A 17,336-nucleotide genomic window follows, 5' to 3' on the forward strand; every position below is an offset into this window, starting at 1 on the left:
GAGCAGGGTGGCTCGACTTGTAATCTGCAGTACCTCTTGGAAAGTCTGCTTGCGTGGCTTTGTAATCCTTCCCGTTAAGCTCATATGGTGATTTACGATGAACTGAAGAGGCATCAAATGAACTAAAGCCCCGATCTATAAATAGCTGACTATAACCGCCTGCAAGGTTTGCATTGATCTGTAGCTTTTGCGGTGCATCTTTCATTACCATATTTACCACCCCACCTATGGCGTCGCCTTCAAGGTTTGGAGTCAAGGTTTTATATACTTCAAGCCTGTCCAAAAGTTCCGAAGGGAAAATGTCCAAAGGAACGTAACGGTATTTATTATCAGGGCTCGGTATTTTTATCCCATTAACCAGGGTATAATTGTATCTTTTGTCCATTCCTCTTAGAATAGCATATTGTCCGTCTCCACTATTGCTCCTTTCAACTGATACACCTGAAACACGTTGAATAACATTTGCGACTGTCAGATCCGGAGAAATCTCCATCGCCTTGCCCGATACGACATTAATTAGCTGCGCAGATTTTTGCTCGATGCGTCTTGCAGTTTTTTCAGCCGAGCCATCATTTTTTGCCGAAATAACTACCTCACTTAATTCTTTCTCTTTCGTTTCAGACAGATAAATCCTGATCGTTGGATTATCCTCTTTAAGTATTGTAATCTGTTTAGATAAAACCTTATACATCACATAAGATACTTTTAATGTGAAGTTTCCTGCTGGTGGATGTTTGATCTCAAACGAGCCATCTAATCCCGTTAATACTGCCTTGTCAGTATTTTCCAGATATACTGATGCGCCTACTAAAGCTTCACCTGTTTTCTGATCAAAAACGTAACCTTTTAAACTGGTTGCACTGGCCGTGGCAGCACCAATTAATAAGCAAAAAAGAACTTGTAAAATTGACTTCATTTTCCTGAAAATTTGTTTGTGGTGGTAGTGTTTTTTAAACCGTGAGGCAAATGTGCAAACCAGGTGATGGAGTTTAATGATTGAGGCGTGTACAAAATGTATACAGCGTTACAAATGATGTATACAGAACGGATACAGCGTGAACAGTATTTTGTTAAAATATTGATTGTCAAGTATTTGATTGTAACCGAAATCGCCATTATCATTTAGTTAGCGTTATGTTAACAGTTTGTTAAGCCTCCGGAAATCGTGATTTTTGTTATAGTGTCTGTATAAAAGAACTCAGGTTTTCTCCTTGCGGAATATTCAGTTTTTTACGTAAACGGTAACGTGCAACACGCAAACTATCCTGGGAAATACCAAAAATAACAGCCATATCTTTTGAGCTTAAATTCATCTTAATAAGGGCTACTAAACGGATGTCATTTGCTGTTAAATCATCACTATGTCTTTTCAGATTGTCAAAAAAAGCCTGGTGAATTTGTTCAAATAAAGTAGAGAATTCTTTCCAATGCCTGTCATGATTAATGTTTTGATTTATTTTCTGCATCACTTGCTGTAACTGTCTCTTCTGATCTCTTTTTTCATCCTTTATCATATCAGAGATCTCTTCCTTTAGTTCTTCCAGAAACTGATTGCTTTGAATTACATGGAGCGTATTGCTGGTCAGTTCCTTGCTTTTAAGTTCCAGCTCAGCTTTAATGGCATTCTTCTGGATTTCATAAAGCATGTTGTTCTGCTCGTTAAGCTTCTGTTCGTTTCGAAGTTTCAAACGTTGACGGCTAATAGTACTTATACCCAGTAAAATCAGTAAGAGGATGATCAGGATCACTGCAACAATGATATACTGATTTGCCTTTCTCTCATTTTCAAACCTTACAATTGCATCGTCCTTTTGTTGTATTTCAAATAAGGTTTGTAATAGGGCCAGCTGCTTGGTATTGTCAGCCGTATAGATCTTCAGGAAGATATTGCGGCTTAGTTCACTGTAGTGATAGGCGCTATCATACTTTTTAATAAGATCAAATGTTTTCGATAGGTCCCTGTAGGCACTGCTAAGCTGATATTGATCATTCATGATTAAGGCCATATGTTCCGCTTTGCGCGTATAACGCATTGCTTCAGGGTACCTGCCTTTTTTTCTGTAAACGTCGCCAATGTTGTTTACAATCTCTATTTGGGCAAGATCATTTGCCGCGGCCTTGTTTAGTTTTAGAGACAATGAATAGTACTTGAGGGCAGCCAGGTTAGCCTGATCATTATGGTTTCTAAATATGCGGTCTGCCTTGTAAAAATAATTTACTGCCTGCGAATAGGCTGCCTGATGATAAAAGATCTCGCCAAAATATTGATAATATTTTGCAGCAGAGATCAGGTCATTCTGTTTTAATGCTGTATTTAACAACCCCTTTATTTTTATAAACGCAGAGTTGGGGTCTTTCTTAATCAGTGTGCCTATATCATTTTTTCCCTGAGCCTGATTGTAAACCGCAAAAACAGGTAATGAAAAACAAAACAGAATTAAACCTATTGTTATACTATTTAAGGTAAGTTTCTTCACCCTTTAAAAGTAAAACATACAGTATTAAGCTAATGTTAAATTAAAGAGGCGCCATCTTAAGGCATAATCTTAATCTAATTTGTAAACGCGCACATAATCAACATAGAACTTTTGAGCAAATATAGAATCATCAATATCTCCGCCCCATTCGCCGCCAATCGCGGTATTCATCAAAAGATATAGCGGAGAGGTAAACGAATCTTTGTACGCTGTAGCCGGGGCCGACATGCTGAAATAATACTTGTCGTCTATAAAAACCTTTACACTATCACCCTTGCGCTCCAAACCATAAACATGGTATTTTTTATGCACATCATCCATCTTTACATTGGCGCCGCTGCTTTTATGGCCATTAGGATCTTTCAACCCACTATCAGCCCAATGGAGGGTTCCGTGAATAGTTGAAGGCGTATGACCTACAAACTCCATAATATCAAATTCTACACATTTAGGCCAGCCCACCTGCTTTATATTTGATCCCATCATCCAAAGGGCAGGCCATATGCCCTTTCCCGATGGGATCTTTGCTCTTATTTCAACACGGATGTTTCCGTCAAAGTGCTGTTTTCCAAGTGTGTTAATACTTGCCGAAGTATAATCGGCATCCTTATATTTTTCCTTTAGTGATTTAATCACAAGCTTGCCACGCTTAACATAGCAATTTTTTAATCTGGCACGTGTATAGAACTGTTTCTCACGGTTTCTTACAAAGCCTTCCTCGTAGTCCCATTTTGTAGAATCGGGAAGGCCTTTATAGTTGAATTCATCACTCCATATCAACGTCTTGCCTTTTTCCATAGGCATAGATTTAGTTTGAGCCATACCAGAAAGGGCAGACATTAGCAATGCTCCAATTAAACAGTTAAATGCTTTCATAACTAAAGGTGATAAATATTTAGCGCTATTTAAGTAACTCTTCTGGTACAGGCTTGTTCAATAGGTTTTGATAGTAAAAGCGGAAACGCTCAGCTTTATCATGAGCAGATTTTACACCTCCCCATCCATGTCTTCCACCCGGATAGATCATCAACTCAAAATGTTTATTCGCATTTTGAAGCTTATCTATAAGTTGTATCGTATTCTGCATATGCACATTGTCATCCATATCACCATGCATAATCCTCAATAATCCTTTATAATTGTTTACATAGGTTAAAACAGAACCATCTTTGTAACCCTCAGGGTTTTCTTTAGGCGTATCCATAAAACGCTCTGTATAATGAGAATCGTAAAGCTCCCAGCTGGTAACGGGTGCTCCCGCGTATCCGAAATCAAAATCGTCGGCTCCTTTAGTAAGGGCAAGGCAAGTCATATAACCGCCGTAGCTATGACCTGTAATCAGTAGTTTCTTATTGTCAACCCATGATTTGGCTTTTAACCATCTTGCAGCAGTAGTATAATCCTGCATTTCCCACTTACCCAGGTTGCGGTGCATTAAAGCAACGCCTTCCTTACCAAATTGTCCTGATGCGCGGTGATCTACAGAAATCTGTACGATCCCTTCATTTGCCCACCATTGTCCGCCAATTCCTTTCCAGGTATTGCTTACGTTGCCTGCATTTGGCCCGCCATAAATACTCATCACTACCGGATACTTTTTATTCTGATCAAAATCAGTAGGGTAGGTTATTACAGCTGGTAAATTATAGCCATCATCAGTAGGGATAGTAATCATTTCTGTTTTACCATAGTTGAACTGTGCAAAATCATCAGATTTAGTGTCGCCAAGTTCTTTAATGATCTTCCCTTTATTGTTTAATAATGTTCTTTTAGTAGGGGTAGAAACATTGGAATAAGTGCTAATGAAATAAGAACCATTGGGCGACATCATTACCTGATGAGAATAATCCCCAAATGACAATCGTTTTAAGTTCTTGCCATTGTAGCCTACACTATAAAAATCTGTTCTCGTAGATGCTTCTTTACGAGCCATAAAGTAAACAACCTTATTTTTCTCATCTACATGAACAAGATCAGTAACCTGCCATTTGCCGCTGGTTAGTGGATTTACCAGTTTCCCATCTAACGTGTATAAATAAAAATGTGCCCATCCTGTTTTATCACTTTTAAGGATATAGTGTTTTTTATCTTGAAGATATTCTATGCGCCCATCGTAATCTAAATCTACCCAAGAAGACTGTTTCTCGTCGTAGATTTCTTTTTTAGAACCATTGGTAGGGTTTACTGAATAAAATTTTAAGTTATCCTGTCCGCGGTTCATCCATTGTACCATTAAATTACTGCCATCAAAACTCCAGTAAGGAGTGCCAAAGTATTGATCATCTTTTTCGTTAAAGTCGGCCCATACAATAGAACCTCCGTTTACAGGGACAAATCCTACTTTTACTTCCGGATTAGGGTCGCCAGCTTTTGGATAGCGTGTTTTTTCTGTATACCCATGTTGCCCGGTTGATCCATTAATTGGAAACATGGGAACCTTGGTATCGTCAAAACGCATAAATGCAATGTTCTTACTATCCGGCGACCACCAGAAGGCTTTGTAATTGGTAGATCTGCCAAGAATTTCTTCGTAATACACCCACGACGACCAACCATTATAAATTACATCAGTTCCATCATTTGTATATCTGATCTCTTTTCCTGTTTCAACATCAACTGAATACAGATCGTTATTTCGGGTAAATGCTACATGCTTTCCATCAGGAGATAGGGTAGGGTTCTTCTCCTCGTCTTTATCATTTGTTAAGCGTTTTGGTTCATCCTGCCCGTATTGTATGTAAACATCATTGTTTTTAACAGATAGATTTACATTACTTTTTGGCGGTGGAGTATACGGCGTTCTTTGGCCCGATTTAACATCTACTGCATATAAGTTATGATCCTTGGTGTCCATCTCAATGTAATGGTTATCATCACTCCATCCGTTGACTATATTTATAGATTTAGTAAGCGAGGGCTGGCCACCAAAGATTTGTTGTTGTGAAAGTTTTTTGAGCTGAGCCTCTGATTTGATAATAAATAATGACATCGCTAAACAAATAAGTAGTATTTTTTTCATGCTATAAGATCCTGTTGATATTGAATTGCGCCTTAGCGCCGCGGAAATTACTAAAGTATAAGTACTTTACGAAAAATCTTCTATTTAAAGTTGTATCCTATCCCAATTTGGAATGTTTTAAGGCTCTGCTAAAGCAGCCGTCATCTCCTTTGATTAACCAAAGGAGATGACGGCGTTGGTATAAAAAAAGCGCCCTTAAAAAGGGCGCTATATAATTTTAAACAAGTACTAATCTTCAATTATACAATCCAGTTCCAACCGAATTCATCAGGAGCTAATCCGTAACGAATATCATTCAATGTTTTAGCAATACCTGCTGAAACTGTACGTGTTGAAGGGTCAGTTAACTTATAAACCTGGCCTTGGTATCCGATTTCTCCAATTGGAGTTACCGTTGCTGCAGTTCCCGCTGCAAAAGCATCAGTCAATCTGCCGTTTTCAATTCCTTCTATTACTTCTTTTACACTAACGCGTCTTTCTTCAACTTCAATGCCTGCTTTTTTTGCAAGTTTGATAATTGTATCACGTGTTACACCATCTAAAACAGTGCTTCTTACAGAAGGTGTTACCAATTTGCCATCAATTACGAAGATCAAATTAGCTGTCCCTGCTTCTTCAATAAACTCATGAGAAACAGCATCTGTCCAGATTAACTGATCAAAGCCTTCTTTTTGAGCTTCTGCAAATGGATATAAAGAACGAGCATAATTTCCAGCGGTTTTGGCGTAACCAACACCACCTTCATCTGCACGCGTATATTCTAATAAAGCAAAAGTATACTTGTCAGATGCTTTAACACCTAAATAAGGATCTGTAGCAAACATCACCGGACGAATGTATAAAGAATAACCATCCTGATTAGGGACCCATTTATTATCAATCTCAATCAGCGCTGCAATTCCCTGCATAAAAATATCCTCAGGAATGCTTGGCATAGCCATACGTGTTGCTGATTTGTTGAAACGCTCAAAGTTTTTTTCTGCTCTGAAAACGCTGACTTTTCCGTCAGCTAAACGATAAGCTTTCATACCTTCAAAAATTGCCTGTCCGTAGTGAAGGGCAGAAATTGCAGGGCTCATAAGAATCGGACCGTAAGGTAATACCTGTAGGTTCGTCCACTCACCATTTTCGTATTCTGCAATAAACATGTGATCGGAAAACACCTTTCCGAAAGGTAATTGAGAAAAATCTGTTACTGTTAATCTGGTCTGCTCAGTCTTGGTTACTGTTATATCCAATGTCTCGTTCATTTTGACTTGTATTTTATTACTGCAAATTTAATAAAAAAAGCCTTGTTTATTCTTTATTATTTTGGATTTTGACAATGTTTACGCCTCATTTCTAAGTGTTTTCAATACACTAAGCACCCAACCCTTGCCCCATTCCTCCATTTGATCTTCTGTCCAAAGGAAAGGATAGAAAATTCTTTTCTGAAAACGTGGAGGTAAATACTTCTGCCAGTTGGTGCCACCGGTAGCTGCAATATCTACAGGATCTCTCTCCAAATACCTGACCGCAGATTTATAATGAGACAATGGCCACTCCACATTCACATATAAATCAAGCTTTCTAAGCTCATCTGCCAAAGCAGAAACATCATGCCCCTCTTTTAACAGCTTATAGTATAAGGCCGAAAAATTAGTCTCTTTCCTGTCCTTTACCAATTGCAGGAACTGCGCAGCATACTTGTTTATAAATTGCTTTAAAGTAAGCGTCTGTTTACCGCTGGCCAATTCTGTAGCCCCAAACTTCCAGTAAATGAATTCAAATTGCTCTTCAACGCTCTTATCTGCAAGTTCTTCTCTTTTGCTTTTGTCAACCAGCCTGATAAAATCAGTTGCGCAAATTTCTATCATTCGGTATTGACCAGATTGAAAACCACTTGCTGGTAACAGCGACATTCTGAACTTCAGGAACTGATCTTTATCCATCCCATTCACCATCACCTCAAACGAAGTAACCAATGCATTAAAATAAGCATTAATGCGTTTTACCCGATTGGTAAAAAACTGAACCGTTAGTTCCTGATTATCAGCAATCTGTTTGCATTCATGAAGTGCAAGTTTAAAATATAGCTCAGTAATCTGATGGTACATGATAAAAATCTCTTCATCCGGGAATGGCGTTTTCGGGTTTTGCAGGCTCAGTAGAGTATCCAGATGGATATAATCCCAATAAGTTAAGAAATCAGCATATAACAAGCCATCCAGATATGCAGACATATCCTGACCCATTGCTGCATACTTTTCCTGCAGTTTATCCAGTTTTTCCTTTATCTGAGGTGTAAGTTCCATTCTAATATAAAACCCTGAATTTTATGGTGTGCTCAATCTTTTTTAACGATTTAAACAACTGCTTGTCGTATTGTGCATTTATATCTGTAATCACGTAACCAATTTCAGGGTTAGTCATCAAAAACTGACCCACAATATTAATATCATGCTTGGCAAAAACAGTATTTATTTTAGCCATAATACCCGGTACGTTCTTATGAATGTGTATTAACCTGTGCGATTTCTCGATTCTTGGCAATTGCAGGTTCGGGAAATTACTGCTAAGGTAACTGGTACCTGTATTCATAAAATCGATCATCCTTTTTGGAATGAAATCGATATTACGTGGGTTGTGTTTTGGATCTTCAAAAACAACAACGCCCTGCTCAGTACAGGTAGCTATATCAATTTTGTTTTTTGTATTGCCAAGATAACCTATAGTTTTAAGCTTAACCGCTCTTTTTAATTTCTCAAGCTCAATCTTTTCACCATCTGCCAACAACATCATGTGTACATCAGCTACATATTTCTCTTCAAAAGTAGTTTTGTGGCGAACAGAGAAACCATCTTTTTTCAGTAACTCAATGCTCAATGGGTCTGCATCACCAATAATCAAACACAGAATCCTGTTTTTAGGATATGATATAGCCCTTGGTAAATTGTTTACATACAAGAACTCGTCAAAGCTTGGCGTAATGTGATCTGCTTTTTTAACAATGCTTTCTCTAGAAATATTCTCAGTAAAAGCATAGAATTTCTTTATCAAGCCACTTTCGCGAAGCTGAAAATCAGAATAGCCATCGCCAATTCCGTAAAGGTCGCCTTCAAGGTTTAGCTGTTGCATCAATTTTACCTTGCCACCTTCTTCACTTAAAGGGTTCGAGTGGTCGTAATCAATTATCTTTCCATCGCCGGTAGTTACAAAAGTATTGGCGTAGATGTTTTCTTTTTTAATGTGGAACTTGCTTACTACCGGAGTAATAAATTCTTTAAAGCCACCTGAAACAATCAAAACTTCATCTGCATGCTTTTTAAAGAATTCGGCATTACGCGAAAAAGAAGCAGAAACTTTTTTCTTTAAATGCGTAATCAGTTGTTTCAAATGATCTTCATTAGCCTCAAGAAGCTTTACTCTTTGAGCCAAACTCTCTCCAAAAGAAAGCTTTCCTTCCATTGCAAGGTTAGTGTAATCTTCAATCTTCTGAAAAATAGCGTCTTTCTCAGGATGTTTTTTAAGAGAGATACGGGCCAGCTCATCTAAAGCCTCTACCTGTGTAAAGGTGCTGTCAAAATCAATGATGTAAATATTTTTCTGCTTCATTTTTAGTTGTTCTTTAACCCTTCGCAAACTTCTTCGATGCTTTGCTTAAGTGGTTTAAATTGTATTCCTATTGTATGCTTTATTTTTTCGTTACTGTATAAGCTTTCGTTTAAGCTGCTTCTTGCTGCGTCGCTTGTTAATGCTGCGGGTTTTCCTGTAAATAGGGATGCCAGTTTTGCGGCTCTCCATGCAATGCCCAGCATCCATGGCTTTGCTTCTTTGGCAGGGGCTTTTACCTTAAAACCCTGTGCAATTTCTCCAAAAAACCGCTGGTAATGATAGTTTTCAGAAGATATGGTGTAACGTTCTCCGCTTTCTTTACTGTTCATTAAAGCAATCATGCTTTTTGCAACATCATAAACATCCACAATTCCTGTTGCACCTCTGGTATAATAAGAAAGACCATCTTTAACCAGCTTAAATATTGCACCGCTGCCTTCAAAACCTGCTCCTGCTCCAATAATTACCGAGGGATTTACAATTACCGCATCTAGCCCTTCTGCTATTCCGCGCCAAACCTCCATTTCACCTTCGTATTTAGAAATGGCATATGAATGTGCTTTTGAATCGTATTCCCAGAAATCTTTTTCGGTAATTAGTTCGCCCTTTTTTGCATTTCCTAACGCGGCAACGGAACTAACATGCACCAACCTAACGTTATTTTCTGCACAAAGGTTAACAATATTGCTGGTGCCTTCAATATTAACCCTTAGCAATTGGGCTTTATCCTTAGGATTAAAAGATACCATGGCTGCGCAGTGGTAAACCTGATCGACACCATCAAAGGCATCCTCAAGTGAAGAAATGTCATTTATGTCCGCAACAAACCACTCAATATCAGCGTTGTTGCTTATTGATTGCGGTATAACAGAGTGCTCGCGTTTTAATGCTTTTACCTTTACACCCGACTCAGTTAATTGATTTATTAATTCTGCTCCTAAAAATCCAGTGGCGCCGGTAACTAATATCATTTCATTTTTTTTAGGATGTTCATTAAAATATGCTCTCAAAAATAGATATTTGATGGCATACATTTATAGTACTATATGTCTTTATCCGATTTTTTTTCACCTTTAAGTACAGACAAATTCTCACCAAAAGCGGGATTTTATACCAGTCAGCTAGGTTTGAAGGCTACTTTTTACACAGATAAATTTCCTGACCTTGAAGAAAATGAATACGATATTGCCATTTTTGGAGTACAAGATGACCGTGCTTCTGTAAATAATGAAGGCTGCGGCCTTGCCCCCGACTATTTTCGTGCCCAGTTTTATAGTTTAAATGAAGGCGCTTATACCAGTAAAATTATAGATCTGGGAAATATAAAAGCTGGTGCCTCAATTTCCGACACCTACGTAGCATTAAAAATGGTAGTGTCTGAATTGATTAAGCTGAACATTGTACCTATAATTATTGGCGGCGGGCAAGACCTTACTTACGCGCAATACCTGGCTTACGAAAGCCTGGAGCAAAAGGTAGATCTGGTGGTTGTAGATAGTAAATTTGACCTTGATGAAGAAGATCAGGAAGGACTTGCTGCCAAATCAGATACCTACTTAAATAAAATACTACTTCACCAGCCAAACTACCTTTTCAACTTTAGTAATATTGGTTACCAAACCTATTATGTGAATCAGGAAAGCTTAAAGGTAATGAGCAAGCTGTATTTTGATGTGCACCGCTTAGGTGAATTTGCAGATGATATCAGTTTAACCGAACCGATTGTTCGTAATGCCAATATGCTCAGTTTCGATATTGGCGCAATTCGCTCATCTGATGCTGCGGCAAATGCAAATGCAGGGCCAAATGGCTTTTATGGCGAGCAGGCTTGCCGCATTGCCAGATACGCAGGGATGAGTGATAAGCTTACCTCTATCGGTTTCTATGAATTTAATCCTGCCTTCGATACCAACGGGCAAACAGCCATGCTGCTGGCTCAAATGGTTTGGTATTTTGTTGATGGCTATTACAACCGTAAAAAGGATTTTCCGCTTACACCAAAATCTCAATACCTGATCTACAGAGCCAGTTTAAATGACGGAACAGGAGAGATGTTGTTTGTTAAAAGTAAAAAATCAGATAGGTGGTGGATGCAGGTCCCTTACCCTACAGGAATCTCAAAGAATGAACGATTTCACTTAGTACCATGTCGTTACGATGATTATACGACTGCTGTAAATGGCGAAATGCCTGATCTCTGGTGGCGCACATTCCAGAAACTATTATAATTTTACATTTTTTATTGCGTTATGTAGGGGCTTGAATTTATATTTGAGTGCAGGCATACTATTATATATATAATAAATTGTACCAATGCTTGTTAAAATTAAAGAACACAATATGAGGAAATTATTAATTACTGCAGTTTGTTTATTGCCTGTTGCAGCTATGGCACAAGGAAAATTCACATTGCAGGCCAAAGTTGGGAACTTAAACGCCCCGGCCAAAGCATTTTTATATTATAAAACAGGAAGTACCCAGGTTGTGGATTCAGCCGTTATTGCGGGAGGTAAGTTTTCGTTTACCGGCCCCTTAACCGGAATATCACAGGCGGCAATTAGAGTTGTTCATGATGATAAAGCTCCTGCCCCAGCAGATCCGGCAGCTGTTGATTTATTTAGATTTTACCTGGAGCCAAAAACGGTTGCAGTTAATTCGGCTACCGATTCTGTTAAACATGCCGTAGTAAAAGGTTCTGCTGTAAATGATGATGATGCTAAGTATAAAGCCATAACAAAATCTGTTATGGATAAAAACGCTGCGTTAGAAGCGGAGTATAAGCGTAAAACTGATGAAGAGCGTAAGGATGAAAACTATATAAAAACTGTGCAGGCACGTAGCGAAGCACTTCAAAAAGAGTTTATAGATATTAATAAACAGTTTTATTTAGCTAATCGCGATTCTTATGTTGCTCTGGTAGCATTTGCAGGTACAATAGGGCCTGATGCTAACCCAACCGTTGTGGAGCCTGATTTTAATAAATTCTCTGCTGAGGTTAAAGCTACTGATCTTGGTAAAAGCATAGCCGAGATGTTATCATCATTAAAGAAAAATAATGTTGGTTCGTTGGCAATGGATTTTACTCAAAATGATGTAAACGATAAGCCTGTTAAATTATCTGATTTTAAAGGGAAGTATGTGTTGCTTGATTTTTGGGCTTCATGGTGCGGACCTTGCAGAGGCGAGAATCCGAATGTAGTTAAGGCATACAATACTTATAAAGACAAAAACTTTACGGTTCTAGGTGTTTCTCTGGATAAACCTGGTCAAAAAGAAGCCTGGTTACAAGCTATTAAAGATGATGGCTTAACATGGACTCACGTATCAGACTTGAAGTTTTGGGATAATGCCGTTGCCAAGATGTATGGTATCCGTGGTATTCCTGCAAATTATCTGATTGACCCAACCGGAAAAATCATTGCAAAGAATGTAAGAGGAGAAGAATTACAAAGCAAACTTGCGGAAGTATTAGTTGGGGGTTTATACAATCGTTATACAATCATTACGCATTGCAAATACAATAGTGAATTGGTTAAAGAACGTGTAGTTGTTGATTAACGAATGCATGTCATCTCGACGATAAGATAAAAGAACAGGGTGTGTCATGATTTATGACACACCCTGTTTTTTTACCGTATAAGGAAGATTCCTGCTCCCTTATACTAAGTCAAAACCAATATCTTCTCTAAAATACTTGCCGTCAAAATAGATGCGGGCAGCATCGGCTGTTGCCGATTGTAATGCATCAAACTGGCTATCTTGTAAACTGCTAACTGCAATAACACGACCGCCGTTTGTTTTTACAACACCACCTTCAAGTGCTGTTCCGGCATGAAATACCAAAGATTGGCGTACATTGTCAATACCGGTAATGGCTTTACCCTTTTCATATTCTCCAGGATATCCGCCCGCAACAATCATTACGGTTGCAGCATTTTTAGGGCTGATATTTAATTTATATCCTTTTAATTTCTGTTTGGCTGTTGCAAGAAAAAGTTCTACCAGATCATTCTCGATTCTTGGAACTACACTTTCCGTTTCCGGATCGCCCATGCGGCAGTTGTATTCAATTACAAAAGGTTTTTCATTTACTTTAATTAAACCGAAGAAGATGAAGCCTGTATAGTTGATTTTATCTTTCTTTAAACCGCTAATGGTTGGAATGATAATATCACGTTCAACTTCGTCTAAAAATGCTTTGCTGGCAAAAGGAACCGGAGATACCGAGCCCATACCACCAGTATTTAGGCCAGTATCTGCTTGCCCGATACGTTTGTAATCTTTTGCTTCAGGAAGTATCACATAGTTTTCGCCATCTGTAAGTACAAATACCGAAAGCTCTATGCCACTTAAAAACTCTTCAATTACTACTGTAGTTCCGGCTTCGCCAAACTTGCCGCTAAGCATTAATTTTAATTCTTCCTGTGCTTCTTCGGTATTATCTATAATTAAAACGCCTTTTCCTGCTGCCAATCCATCGGCTTTTAATACCACCGGAAGGGGATGAGATTGCAGGTAAGTTAAACCTTCTTCTAAAGTTTTGCCGGTAAAAGAACGCGAACTTGCTGTAGGAATACCATGGCGTGCCATAAATTGTTTAGAAAAATCTTTACTGCCTTCTAAAATTGCACCTTCTTTTTTTGGCCCGATAACCGGGATTTTTGATAAACTTTCATCCTCAGCAAAAAAATCATGAATACCATTTACAAGAGGTTCTTCGGGGCCAACTACTACCAGTTCTATGTTTTCTTTAAGAACTAATGCTTTTACGGCTTCAAAATTATTGATGTTAAGATTTATGTTTTTTCCATAAACTCCTGTACCACCATTACCAGGTGCAATAAATAATTGAGAGCAAAGAGGAGACTGGCTCATTTTCCAGGCAAAGGCACTTTCTCTTCCTCCTGATCCTAATAGTAAGATATTCATCTATATATGATTTAATTGTTGGGTCTGTGTGGGCAAATATACCGCTTTAGCTAAATTATCACAGGCTAAGTTTAAATTAGGCATAAAATATGCTTAGAAAAGGTTGTTTGTCAATAGATTTCGGTTTGTAAAAGATTAAAATTAGATTTGCCGCCAACATGAGACACATTGTTACTTTATCACTTGTATTTTTTAGTCTTACCCACTTGGCCAAAGCCGAGCGGGTTGAGGGGCTAAGACTTATAACCGAAAAGTACTGCAATAAGCAGCAGGTGAACACAGAACAGGCAACTGTTCGCTCAAGTCAGCCTGACGATTCGAGGTATCCTTTTTTCTTATCTTATAGTGCTTTAACTACTATAGGAGTACTTCCTGAAGCACATATCATTAAATATAGGGCTCATAATCAAAACATCTTAAACCTTACCATAAGGGAACAGCCCAAGAATAACAGTCCCTAATTTTAGCATTCATCGTTATCCTGACCTCACAGAAGCTGTGAAGCAAATTTATTTCAGGATCTCGCACATGCCTCAATTCCTGCTAAACCGGAATTCTGAAAATAAACTTAGGATGACGCGAAGCGAAAACATTGAGCGCACTGACAACTGACATTCTGGCTTACAGCCCGGTAATGGCTTGGTTGTTGTAATTTTATCAGTTTTAATAATAGTAATAAACAAACACAAGTATACATGTTAGGATTTTTAGCCAAAGTTTTTGGAAGCAAATCAGAAAGAGATATTAAGGCATTACAGCCTATAGTAGTCAAAATAAACGAAGAGTACGCAAAATTATCAGCACTAAGCAATGATGAACTGCGTAATAAAACAGTTTATTTTAAAGATGTTATCGCTAAAGCGTTAGCAGAAATAGATGGAAAAATAAGCGGGTTAAAAACCGATGCTGAAAGCCAGGAATTGTCATTGCCTGAAAAAACAGCTATATACGATCAGATTGATGCTTTAATCAAAGATCGTGATAAGGAATTAGAAGTAGTGTTGTCTGAGATTTTGCCTGCTGCATTTGCAGTGGTAAAAGAAACTTCGAGACGTTTCTCTGAAAATGAGCAACTGGAAGTTACGGCTACTCAGTTTGACCGCGACTATGCTGCCCGTAAAAAGAATGTAACTATACAAGGTGATAAAGCACTTTGGGCCAATAAATGGGATGCTGCAGGTACCGAGGTAGTTTGGAACATGGTACATTACGATGTTCAGTTGATTGGTGGTATGGTATTGCATAATGGTAAAATTGCAGAGATGGCCACTGGTGAAGGTAAAACCTTAGTAAGTACGCTGCCTGCTTACCTGAACGCACTTGCCGGACAAGGTGTACACATCGTAACGGTGAATGATTACCTTGCACGACGTGACTCGGAGTGGAATGGTCCTTTATTTGAGTTCCATGGTTTAAAGGTTGATTGTATCGATAAACATGAACCAAACTCTCAGGAACGCAGAGACGCATACCTTGCTGATATCACTTATGGTACCAACAATGAATTTGGTTTCGATTATTTGCGTGACAATATGTCGCAAACTCCTGATCAGCTGGTACAACGCAAGCTACATTTTGCAATGGTGGATGAGGTCGATTCAGTTTTAATTGATGATGCCCGTACGCCATTAATTATATCAGGACCTGTTCCTTTTGGTGATCAGCATGAATTTCATGAGCTAAAACCACGTATTGAGCGTTTGGTTACTGCTCAGAAAGAATATGTTACCAAAGCTTTAAACGAAGCAAAAAAATTAATTAATGATGGTAAAACCGGTACAGAAGAGGGCGAAGGTGGTTTAGCACTTTTACGCGCGCACCGTGGTTTGCCTAAAAATAAAGCATTGATCAAGTTCTTAAGTGAGGGTAGTGTAAAACAAACCTTATTGAAAACTGAAAACCATTATATGGCAGATCAGTCTAAGAATATGCCTAAAGTAGATTCGGAATTGTTCTTCTATATTGATGAGAAAAACAACCAGGTTGAACTAACTGAGAAAGGTATCGAGCTGATCACGAAATCTGGTGAAGACCACAATTTCTTTGTGTTACCTGATGTAGGTACTGAGATTGCTGATATCGAAAAATCATCATTAACCAGTGAAGAAAAAATAGCTCAGAAAGATGCTTTAATGCGCGACTACTCTATTAAGGCAGAGCGTATCCACTCTGTAAACCAGTTGTTGAAAGCATATACTTTATTTGAGATCGATGTTGAATACATCATTGATGAAGGTAAAATTAAAATTGTAGATGAGCAGACTGGTCGTATTATGGATGGCCGTCGTTATTCAGATGGTTTACACCAGGCAATCGAAGCAAAGGAAAATGTAAAAGTTGAAGATGCTTCGCAAACCTATGCTACCGTTACCTTGCAAAACTTTTTCCGTATGTACCACAAGCTTTGCGGTATGACGGGTACAGCTACTACAGAGGCTGGCGAGTTTTGGTCTATCTATAAACTGGATGTAGTAGAGATACCTACAAACAGAGTTATTTCAAGAAAAGATCATCAGGATTATGTTTACCGTACTGTTCGTGAAAAATATAATGCAGTAGCAGAAGAGATCGTAAAATTAACTGAAGCAGGCCGCCCGGTATTGGTGGGTACAACTTCGGTTGAGATTTCGGAATTACTTAGCCGTATGTTGAAACTGAGAGGTATTAAACATAATGTCCTGAATGCGAAGATGCACCAGAGAGAAGCTGATATTGTTGCTGAAGCAGGACAACCTGGTCAGGTAACCATTGCAACCAACATGGCTGGTCGTGGTACGGATATTAAATTAGGCCCAGGCGTTAAGGATGCTGGTGGTTTGGCAATTGTTGGGACGGAGCGTCATGAGTCTCGTCGTGTAGACAGACAGTTACGTGGTCGTGCMGGYCGTCAGGGAGATCCGGGTTCATCTCAGTTCTTCGTGTCATTAGAAGATAACTTAATGAGGTTATTTGGTTCTGAAAGAATCTCTAACATCATGGTAAGAATGGGTATTGAGGATGGTGAGGTAATTCAGCATTCAATGATCACCAAATCTATTGAGCGTGCACAGAAAAAAGTAGAAGAAAATAACTTCGGTATTCGTAAGCGTTTGCTTGAATATGATGATGTTATGAACTCTCAGCGTTCGGTTATTTATGCTAAACGTAAAAATGCTTTGTTCGGCGAGCGTTTAGATGTTGACATGAGCAATATGGTATTTGATGTTGCGGAAGATATTGTAACTGAATACAAAGAAGAAGGAAATTACGAAGGCTTTAAGCTTGAGGTAATTAAAAACTTCTCTGCAGATACAGCTATTGATGAAGCTGAGTTCAGC

13 protein-coding genes are annotated in these 17,336 nt (G+C 38.6%); 4 read left to right on the forward strand and 9 right to left on the reverse strand.

The features are described from left to right. The 8 genes from AC1DDX_RS04820 to AC1DDX_RS04855 form a co-directional block, all read right to left on the reverse strand. Window positions 1-916, reverse strand: a 916-nt coding sequence (locus AC1DDX_RS04820) for a carboxypeptidase-like regulatory domain-containing protein (RefSeq protein ID WP_477621817.1), incomplete at its 3' end; no start/stop codon positions are given. A 259-nt stretch (window positions 917-1,175) separates the two neighbouring features. After that, window positions 1,176-2,477 carry a tetratricopeptide repeat protein gene (locus tag AC1DDX_RS04825; RefSeq protein WP_477621818.1) on the reverse strand — a complete coding sequence of 434 codons (1,302 nt, stop codon included), beginning with the start codon at window positions 2,475-2,477 and terminating at the stop codon, window positions 1,176-1,178. Between the two features lie 69 nt (window positions 2,478-2,546). Continuing rightward, window positions 2,547-3,353, reverse strand: a complete 807-nt coding sequence (locus AC1DDX_RS04830; protein ID WP_172661764.1) for a glycoside hydrolase family 16 protein — start codon at window positions 3,351-3,353, stop codon at window positions 2,547-2,549. 25 nt (window positions 3,354-3,378) lie between these two features. Then, window positions 3,379-5,496 (reverse strand): S9 family peptidase, encoded by a 2,118-nt coding sequence (locus AC1DDX_RS04835; RefSeq protein ID WP_172661762.1) that lies wholly within the window; start codon window positions 5,494-5,496, stop codon window positions 3,379-3,381. 239 nt (window positions 5,497-5,735) lie between these two features. Further along, entirely contained in the window at window positions 5,736-6,746 is a 1,011-nt protein-coding gene (locus AC1DDX_RS04840) for an aminotransferase class IV (protein WP_477621819.1), read from the reverse strand. A 78-nt stretch (window positions 6,747-6,824) separates the two neighbouring features. Next, window positions 6,825-7,790 (reverse strand): tryptophan 2,3-dioxygenase family protein, encoded by a 966-nt coding sequence (locus tag AC1DDX_RS04845; RefSeq protein WP_337717310.1) that lies wholly within the window; start codon window positions 7,788-7,790, stop codon window positions 6,825-6,827. A gap of 1 nt (window position 7,791) precedes the next feature. Further along, window positions 7,792-9,090, reverse strand: coding sequence for an HAD-IB family phosphatase (locus AC1DDX_RS04850; protein ID WP_172661757.1), 1,299 nt, complete (start codon window positions 9,088-9,090; stop codon window positions 7,792-7,794). 2 nt (window positions 9,091-9,092) lie between these two features. After that, window positions 9,093-10,061, reverse strand: a complete 969-nt coding sequence (locus AC1DDX_RS04855) for an NAD-dependent epimerase/dehydratase family protein (RefSeq protein WP_337717313.1) — start codon at window positions 10,059-10,061, stop codon at window positions 9,093-9,095. A gap of 75 nt (window positions 10,062-10,136) precedes the next feature. Here AC1DDX_RS04855 and AC1DDX_RS04860 point away from each other — a divergent pair, with 75 nt between their 5' ends. Together AC1DDX_RS04860 and AC1DDX_RS04865 are read left to right on the forward strand one after the other, a co-directional pair. After that, complete coding sequence (locus tag AC1DDX_RS04860) at window positions 10,137-11,318, forward strand: formimidoylglutamase (protein WP_288884390.1); 1,182 nt, start codon at window positions 10,137-10,139, stop codon at window positions 11,316-11,318. A gap of 112 nt (window positions 11,319-11,430) precedes the next feature. After that, entirely contained in the window at window positions 11,431-12,648 is a 1,218-nt protein-coding gene (locus AC1DDX_RS04865) for a redoxin domain-containing protein (protein WP_477621820.1), read from the forward strand. A 99-nt stretch (window positions 12,649-12,747) separates the two neighbouring features. Here AC1DDX_RS04865 and purD read toward each other — a convergent pair whose 3' ends face one another. Beyond that, window positions 12,748-14,019: a phosphoribosylamine--glycine ligase gene (gene purD / locus AC1DDX_RS04870; RefSeq protein ID WP_172661745.1), complete on the reverse strand. Its 1,272-nt coding sequence runs from the start codon at window positions 14,017-14,019 to the stop codon at window positions 12,748-12,750. A gap of 158 nt (window positions 14,020-14,177) precedes the next feature. On the opposite strand from purD, the gene AC1DDX_RS04875 reads away from it, so the two are divergent. Together AC1DDX_RS04875 and secA are read left to right on the forward strand one after the other, a co-directional pair. Further along, window positions 14,178-14,480 carry a hypothetical protein gene (locus tag AC1DDX_RS04875; RefSeq protein ID WP_172661744.1) on the forward strand — a complete coding sequence of 101 codons (303 nt, stop codon included), beginning with the start codon at window positions 14,178-14,180 and terminating at the stop codon, window positions 14,478-14,480. A gap of 234 nt (window positions 14,481-14,714) precedes the next feature. Then, the coding region (gene secA, locus AC1DDX_RS04880) for a preprotein translocase subunit SecA (protein ID WP_477621821.1) at window positions 14,715-17,336 on the forward strand (2,622 nt) is incomplete at its 3' end.

It is taken from the genome of Pedobacter sp. 10L46_2 (assembly GCF_056395165.1).

What these genes read in the sequence shown, in the direction of transcription:
- purD (WP_172661745.1), bottom strand. Translation starts at nt 14,019, where the DNA reads ATGAATATCTTACTATTAGGATCAGGAGGAAGAGAAAGTGCCTTTGCC.
- AC1DDX_RS04850 (WP_172661757.1), bottom strand. Translation starts at nt 9,090, where the DNA reads ATGAAGCAGAAAAATATTTACATCATTGATTTTGACAGCACCTTTACA.
- AC1DDX_RS04830 (WP_172661764.1), bottom strand. Translation starts at nt 3,353, where the DNA reads ATGAAAGCATTTAACTGTTTAATTGGAGCATTGCTAATGTCTGCCCTT.
- AC1DDX_RS04855 (WP_337717313.1), bottom strand. Translation starts at nt 10,061, where the DNA reads ATGATATTAGTTACCGGCGCCACTGGATTTTTAGGAGCAGAATTAATA.
- AC1DDX_RS04845 (WP_337717310.1), bottom strand. Translation starts at nt 7,790, where the DNA reads ATGGAACTTACACCTCAGATAAAGGAAAAACTGGATAAACTGCAGGAA.
- AC1DDX_RS04840 (WP_477621819.1), bottom strand. Translation starts at nt 6,746, where the DNA reads ATGAACGAGACATTGGATATAACAGTAACCAAGACTGAGCAGACCAGA.
- AC1DDX_RS04860 (WP_288884390.1), top strand. Translation starts at nt 10,137, where the DNA reads ATGTCTTTATCCGATTTTTTTTCACCTTTAAGTACAGACAAATTCTCA.
- AC1DDX_RS04875 (WP_172661744.1), top strand. Translation starts at nt 14,178, where the DNA reads ATGAGACACATTGTTACTTTATCACTTGTATTTTTTAGTCTTACCCAC.
- AC1DDX_RS04835 (WP_172661762.1), bottom strand. Translation starts at nt 5,496, where the DNA reads ATGAAAAAAATACTACTTATTTGTTTAGCGATGTCATTATTTATTATC.
- AC1DDX_RS04865 (WP_477621820.1), top strand. Translation starts at nt 11,431, where the DNA reads ATGAGGAAATTATTAATTACTGCAGTTTGTTTATTGCCTGTTGCAGCT.